Raw genomic sequence first — 5951 nt, 5'->3', positions numbered from 1 at the left:
AAGTTCTTTATCAACTATCTTTAAGTAGATAAGTTCCCAGTATAAAGTAGCTATATCTCTTGCCAAAGTAGCTTTCTTTTCTCTATTCTCTTCTTCGTTGTATTTTGTTCTCAGATCATTTATCCTTTCGTTTATTTTCTTTTCCACTTTTGAAAGAACCCCAAAAGCTAAAAGTCTCACTTCATCATTTTTACTGGAAAGAGCTTTCTTGAAAAGTTCAATGACAATAGGGTTTATATTATCTTTAAGTGATAGAAGTATCCTTTCGTCCATTTTTTCTTCTTGTAGAAGTTGGTAAAGAGCTCCTTCTCCAAGGTTTCTCATTTCTAAAACTACATCACTAACATAAATCTCATCTAAAGGTATTATTTGGGAAATTAGGTCATCAGTTTTCTTATGCATTCGCAAAATAAGAGCATAAAGAACAAACGAAACTCCGTAACCAACCACTGGGAAAAAGAAAAGAGAAAGAAAGAGAATGATGAAGATTACCTTACTCCTTTTGTACCTTGATGGAAGTCCAGGAGCTAGAGCTAAAGCTAAAAGAAAGGAAGCAGCAGAATGGAAAGAAAAGAAAGTAATTAAGGAACCGTAGAAGTTATCTATTGCAAGACCAGAAATAGCAAATGTTTCTAAAGTTACAGACGAGTATATTTTCTTAGGATTTACCATCTCTTTCACCTACTAGCTTTGAAAGTTTCTCAAACGTTCTCTCGTCCACATCGATAATTCTGTGTTTTACTTTAGATATACCAATAAGGTTATTAAGCTCCTTTTTTATTCTTTCTATAAATCCTTTGGCATTTGAAAAGGAAGACAAAGGTAGTAAGACAAAAACATAAAGAACTTTCTTCAAAGGAATGGTTCCTACCATATCTAGACCTCTAACTTTTTCCTCTAAAAAGAAGGGAAAATCTTCAAACTCAGAAGGCACTTTAAAAATCACGAGGGAACTTTTTATTCCAAACTTACGGTTAAGTTCCGAAGTTACCTTGATTTCCTTTAAAAATTCTGGAGGTAGCTCCCTTAAAACTTTTGGAACTTTTTCTAAAGAAAAAGAATTGCTTTTCTCTTTCATGAACCAGTTTAAACTTACGGCTATTGATAGGATATTTTCTAAATTAAGCTGTATAAAGGGCATCTCCTTTATGAGAAAAAGAGCGTCATCCTCTATAGGAATAACGGCAAGATAGGAAGTATTCTTGCCAGAGGATACAAATACCGGTTGCTTGCTTTCAAGAGCTTTTTGGACTAAAGGATCATCAGGAAGAAATTGAACTTTCCTTCCTACGGAAGCTTTATAAACGTAAGTTTCTCCCTTTTTGAGATACAAGGAAGCAGACTGAACATGGAAAACTTGAGATATTAACTCCATTAGGTCTTTAATGGCTTCCTCGTCATTCATACTGAAGAGTTTCTTCTTAATCTCAGAAAGTATCTTTCTTATACTCAAAGGTTTCACAAGGTAGTGGCTTTCAAGCTGGTCATGAGAAATTTTTAGTAAGAAAAAGTTTTTCCTCAACTCTTTTAATTTTGAAAATAGATACCTATTCCTCTCTCTGTAAACCGAAATCTTTTCCCTCCAGTAGAAATGAAACTCGCCACAGATAAGAGTGATAAGAAGACTCCAGAGTATAAATTGCAGTGGTAAAGAGGTGTAAATGTATTGTAAAGCTAACACTAAGAAAACAAAGAAGAAAAGAGATGCCATTAATCCATAATAAAGAGTAAAAACGACTAGTAAGAGAATAAAAGGATTAACTGACGAATGAATAAAAAAAGGGTCTTTAGGATTCATTTTATATCCTAAAACTGTAAACAGGAGAAAAAATAGTCCTACTTCTACAACAACAAACTTTACTCCAAGATCTTTAAACATCTTCGCTAAAAGTTCTTATTTATTAATTTTTGAGTCAAACTACTTACTGATCCGTATCCCCAACCAGTTGCAGAAAGAGTGATTACAAAAAAGTTTTTTTTACTTCCTAAATCCTGCGCGTAAATTGTAAGGCTTACAGTCGGTTCCCCATCTACTCCGACTTTATACTGCCACTCATTGACATAACCACCAATGACACATTTGTAGCCACTCTCCTTAGCTTTTTCAATGAGGTCCTTTACCTCACTGGAAGAGAAGTCTTCTTCTTTAAAATCAAAGAACTTTTTAACTCTATATCCCTTCGACTTTAAAACTCCATAAACAATAGAGGCTGCTTTCTCTCCTGCCAAGGGAGTTGTTGAATAGTTAACAAATGGAAGAACTACACAGACCTTTTCTTTTGGAAAAGAAGTTGGGGTTTTGTTAACCACCGTAGCACATCCAGTAAGAAGAAGGATAAAAATTAAGAAAAAATTCCTAAAAACCATACTTTTCCTCCAATTCATAAAGAAATGTCCTTTTAAGCCCTTCTTTTAGGGAAACTTCCGGTTTAAACCCTAAAGATTTTAGTTTAGAAATGTCAGCCACAGAACGTTTTATATCCCCTTTTCTTTGGGGTAAGAATCGAACATTTGGAAATTTACCCGATATCTCTTTTAAGGTTTCCACAAGATCCAGCAAAGATGTTTCTTTGCCCGTTCCAACGTTGTAAACTTCCCCTGCTGTTTCCTCTCTTTCAGATACTAGAAGGATACTCTTAACTACATCTTTAACGTAAATAAAATCCCTAGTCTGATTTCCATCTCCGAAAATCTCTATTGTGGTTTTCTTTCCTCTTTGGAAGCTTAAGACTCTATCTACGAATATAGAAATAACTCCAGAGTAAGGAGAGGATGGATTTTGCCTTTCACCATAGACATTAAAAAACCTTAAGGCTGTGGTATTTAAGCCATAGAGTCTGTAAGCGTTTACCACATACCTTTCTGATGCAAATTTATCTACTCCGTAAGGTGTTGTTGGATTTACAGCCATGTCCTCTTTTTTTGGAAGATCTTCGTTGTCCCCATATACTGCAGCCGAAGAAGCAAAAATAAATTTTTTAACGTTAAATTTTTTAGAAACTTCTAAAAGAAATAAAGTGCCATCAAAGTTGACGTTGTGGGTTTCTATTGGTTTCTCAACCGACTTGGGAACGGAAGGAATTGCTGCTAAGTGAAAGACAGAGGAAAATTCATAGCTTTCAAAAAGTTCTTGTAACAGCTTCCAGTTTGTAATAGAACCTACAACAAGGATTACGTTCTTACAAGCTTTTAAGTTCTTTTTACTTCCCGAAGATAGATCGTCAAGGACAACCACTTTTTTTCCTTTTGCAACTAAAGCTTCTACTAAATGAGAACCAATAAAGCCAGCTCCTCCAGTAACTAAGACGGTATCCATGAGAAAAAGCCCCTTCTTGAAATTGTTTTAGATTTTTGTATTTTATAAAATCCAAACCTTAGGTCAATTATAAAAAATTCCGTTTAGAGAGGTAGAGTGTATGTTTGAAACAAACGTCCCTATGAGAAAGTGTTCTTTTTGTGGAAGGGATCAGTCAAAAGTTGAGGCTTTAATTACAGGTCCAAACGGGGTAGCTATATGTAACTACTGTGTTGATGAATGTTACGAGCTTATTCACGAAAACGAAAATAAGAAAGCTAAAAAAGCTCCACCTATAATAAAAGGTGTGGATAATCTTCCTACTCCAAAAGAAATTAAAGAGTTCTTAGATCAGTATGTAATAGGACAAGATGAAGCAAAGAAGGTTTTATCTGTTGCTGTTTATAACCACTATAAAAGGATAATGTCAAACGAGGATACATCGGACGTTGAGATTGAAAAGAGTAACATTCTTTTAATTGGTCCAACAGGTTCTGGAAAGACACTTTTAGCAAGGTCTTTAGCAAAGCTTCTTGATGTTCCTTTCGCCATAGCCGATGCAACAACGCTTACAGAAGCTGGATATGTCGGTGAAGACGTTGAAAACATCCTTTTAAGACTTATACAGGCAGCAGACTACGATATAGAAAAGGCAGAAAGGGGAATTATTTACATAGATGAGATAGATAAGATTACTAGAAAAAGTGAAAATCCATCTATTACAAGAGACGTTTCAGGTGAGGGAGTTCAACAAGCGCTTTTAAAAATCTTGGAAGGAACAATTGCCAACGTTCCTCCTCAAGGTGGAAGAAAACATCCACATCAACAGTATATACAGATAGATACAACAAATATCCTCTTTATCTGTGGTGGAGCTTTTGTTGGACTTGAAGATATCATTGCTAAAAGAATTGGTAAAGGTGGAATGGGATTTACTGCTGATGTAAACAAGAAAAAACTTGAAAGAAGCGAAATACTCAAACACGTTGAGCCAGAGGACTTGGTTAAGTTTGGTTTAATTCCTGAACTTATAGGAAGACTCCCTGTTATAGCGACATTAAGCGAACTTACAGAAGACGATCTTGTTAGAGTTCTAAAAGAACCAAAAAATGCTCTTGTTAAACAGTATAAGAAACTTTTAGAACTTGAAGGGGTCGATCTTGAGTTTACAGATGATGCTCTCCGTGAGATAGCAAGAGAAGCTATAAGGCGTAAAACAGGAGCAAGAGGCTTGAGAGCAATAATGGAAAAAATAATGACTGATGTTATGTTTGAGGTTCCACATAGAAAAGATATAAAGAAAGTTATAATAGACCTTGAAGCTGTGAAGACTGGAAAACCTAAATACGATCTTGTAAAAGCGTCGTAGGGAGGAAGGTGTGAGAAGACTTTTAATTGCCGGAAACTGGAAAATGCACAAAACTGTTCCTGAGGCTCTCGATTTTGTTAGAGAATTAAAAAAGGTTGTAGAAGATGTTAATGATAGAGATATTCTAATCTGCCCTCCTTTTACCGCCCTTTATCCGGTCTCAAATGAAATTATTGGAACAAACATAAAACTTGGTGCTCAAAACATGTACTTTGAAGAGAAGGGAGCCTTTACCGGTGAGATTTCTCCGCTTATGTTAAAGGATGTTGGTTGTTCTTACGTAATACTAGGACACTCTGAAAGAAGACACATTTTTGGAGAAACGGACGAACTCATAAACAAAAAAGTGCTTTCTGCAATAGATCATGGAATTATTCCTATATTGTGTGTTGGAGAAAAGTTAGAAGAAAGAGAGGCTGGAGAAACAGAAAAGGTTATAGAAAAGCAGGTTAAAGAAGGACTCAAGAGCGTGAGTAAAGATAGTGACTTTGTCATAGCTTACGAACCTGTTTGGGCAATAGGAACAGGAAAAACTGCAACTCCCTCTCTTGCAGAAGAAGTCCACCAGTTTATAAGGGAAGTCTTAGCTTCAATGTTTGGAAAAGAAAAAGCAAACTCTGTTAGAATCCTTTACGGAGGAAGTGTAAAGCCTGAGAATGCTGAAGGTCTTTTAAAAATGGAGAATATAGACGGAGCTTTAGTTGGTGGAGCGAGTCTTAAAGCTGAAAGCTTTGCAAAGATTGTAAAAGCAATGTAGGAGGAAGAATGTTTACAGCTTTACTTATATTCCATGCGATTATTGCTCTTTTACTGATAATTGTTGTTCTCATCCAACCGGGAAAGGACGACGCTGGTTCTTTAATTGGAGGAAGTTCAACCTCTGCCTTTGGGGCAGATACCGGAGCGGTTCTTACAAAAACAACAGCAATTTTAGGTGCTATTTTTATGCTTAACTCTTTACTTCTTTCGGTTGTTGGTTCAAAACTTCTAAATAACCATCAAGACTCTGTTATAAAAAAGGTAGAAACAAAGAAGTAAGCATAGGAGAGAAACTATGAAGAAACTTTTAGTCTTGTTTAGTCTTTTCTTTTTAATTTCTTGCAGTCAAGAGAGTAAAAGTATAGAGTCTGGAAAAGATATTGTCATTAATGCTTACTTTTCCCCTAGGGGTGGATGTACAAAAGCTATTATTTCAGAAATAGAAAATGCGAAAAAGACTATAGATGTAGCTATATACTCTTTTACCAGTAAACCGATACTAAGGGCTTTAATTAAAGCCCATGAAAG

General features: G+C 35.5%; 8 protein-coding genes. 4 read left to right on the top strand and 4 right to left on the bottom strand.

Annotated elements, in window-relative coordinates; genetic code table 11:
• The 4 genes from ABGX27_08490 to ABGX27_08475 all read right to left on the bottom strand — a co-directional run.
• The coding region (locus ABGX27_08490; protein ID MEO2069525.1) for a hypothetical protein at positions 1-681 on the bottom strand (681 nt) is incomplete at its 3' end.
• Positions 659-1879 (bottom strand): PelD GGDEF domain-containing protein, encoded by a 1221-nt coding sequence (locus ABGX27_08485; GenBank protein ID MEO2069524.1) that lies wholly within the window; start codon positions 1877-1879, stop codon positions 659-661. The genes ABGX27_08485 and ABGX27_08490, both read right to left, overlap by 23 nt.
• Positions 1880-1884: 5 nt before the next feature.
• The gene (locus tag ABGX27_08480) at positions 1885-2367 is read right to left on the bottom strand and encodes a hypothetical protein (protein MEO2069523.1); all 483 of its coding nucleotides are present in this window, start codon (positions 2365-2367) and stop codon (positions 1885-1887) included.
• Complete coding sequence (locus ABGX27_08475; protein MEO2069522.1) at positions 2357-3316, bottom strand: NAD-dependent epimerase/dehydratase family protein; 960 nt, start codon at positions 3314-3316, stop codon at positions 2357-2359. Before ABGX27_08475 ends, ABGX27_08480 begins: the two co-directional genes overlap by 11 nt.
• Positions 3317-3416: 100 nt before the next feature.
• Between ABGX27_08475 and clpX the strand changes: the two genes are divergently transcribed.
• The 4 genes from clpX to ABGX27_08455 all read left to right on the top strand — a co-directional run.
• Positions 3417-4664, top strand: coding sequence for an ATP-dependent Clp protease ATP-binding subunit ClpX (gene clpX, locus ABGX27_08470; protein MEO2069521.1), 1248 nt, complete (start codon positions 3417-3419; stop codon positions 4662-4664).
• Positions 4665-4674: 10 nt separating this feature from the next.
• The gene (gene tpiA / locus ABGX27_08465; GenBank protein ID MEO2069520.1) at positions 4675-5421 is read left to right on the top strand and encodes a triose-phosphate isomerase; all 747 of its coding nucleotides are present in this window, start codon (positions 4675-4677) and stop codon (positions 5419-5421) included.
• Between the two features lie 8 nt (positions 5422-5429).
• Positions 5430-5702, top strand: coding sequence for a preprotein translocase subunit SecG (gene secG, locus ABGX27_08460; GenBank protein ID MEO2069519.1), 273 nt, complete (start codon positions 5430-5432; stop codon positions 5700-5702).
• A gap of 16 nt (positions 5703-5718) precedes the next feature.
• A partial coding sequence (locus ABGX27_08455) for a phospholipase D family protein (protein ID MEO2069518.1) occupies positions 5719-5951 on the top strand: 233 nt, incomplete at its 3' end.

The sequence above is a fragment of the Desulfurobacteriaceae bacterium genome, from assembly GCA_039832905.1.
GTDB lineage: Bacteria > Aquificota > Aquificia > Desulfurobacteriales > Desulfurobacteriaceae > Desulfurobacterium.
This window is presented reverse-complemented; position numbering and strand designations above follow the sequence as displayed.

Coding starts and splice junctions, on each gene's coding strand:
- ABGX27_08485 (MEO2069524.1), bottom strand. CDS start 1,879: ATGTTTAAAGATCTTGGAGTAAAGTTTGTTGTTGTAGAAGTAGGACTA.
- ABGX27_08480 (MEO2069523.1), bottom strand. CDS start 2,367: ATGGTTTTTAGGAATTTTTTCTTAATTTTTATCCTTCTTCTTACTGGA.
- ABGX27_08475 (MEO2069522.1), bottom strand. CDS start 3,316: ATGGATACCGTCTTAGTTACTGGAGGAGCTGGCTTTATTGGTTCTCAT.
- clpX (MEO2069521.1), top strand. CDS start 3,417: ATGTTTGAAACAAACGTCCCTATGAGAAAGTGTTCTTTTTGTGGAAGG.
- secG (MEO2069519.1), top strand. CDS start 5,430: ATGTTTACAGCTTTACTTATATTCCATGCGATTATTGCTCTTTTACTG.